This is a genomic window from Streptomyces sp. NRRL F-6492 (genome assembly GCF_001280125.1).
Taxonomy (GTDB): Bacteria; Actinomycetota; Actinomycetes; order Streptomycetales; family Streptomycetaceae; genus Streptomyces.
The window spans coordinates 1-481 of sequence record NZ_LGEG01000132.1; the positions used below are offsets into that span (position 1 = coordinate 1).

Consider the following 481-nt stretch of genomic DNA (forward strand, 5'->3'; position numbering starts at 1 on the left):
CGTGCTGGAGATCGTCCACGCCGAGACCCTCGCCGGGCCGGTCGCGGGCGTCGTCGTGCAGCTCGGCGGCCAGACCCCTCTCGGCCTGGCGCAGGCGCTCAAGGACAACGGCGTTCCCGTCCTGGGTACTTCTCCGGAGGCCATCCACGCCGCCGAGGACCGCGGCGCCTTCGGCCGGGTCCTGGCCGAGGCCGGGCTGCCGGCCCCCCAGTACGGCACCGCGTTCTCCTTCGGGGAGGCCGCGCGGATCGCCGGAGAGATCGGCTATCCGGTGATGGTCCGCCCGTCGTACGTGCTCGGCGGGCGCGGCATGCAGATCGTGTACGACGAGCCGTCGCTGGCCACCTATCTGCGACAGCACGCCGGGCTGATGGCCGAACACCCGGTGCTGGTCGACCGGTTCCTGGACGACGCGATCGAGATCGACGTGGACGCGCTCTACGACGGTCAGGAGCTGTATCTCGGTGGTGTGATGGAGCAC

General features: G+C 71.1%; 1 pseudogene. It reads left to right on the forward strand.

The window, feature by feature from the left end:
• Window positions 1-481 (forward strand): annotated as a pseudogene (carB, locus tag ADL08_RS12480) (carbamoyl phosphate synthase large subunit); the annotation flags it as partial.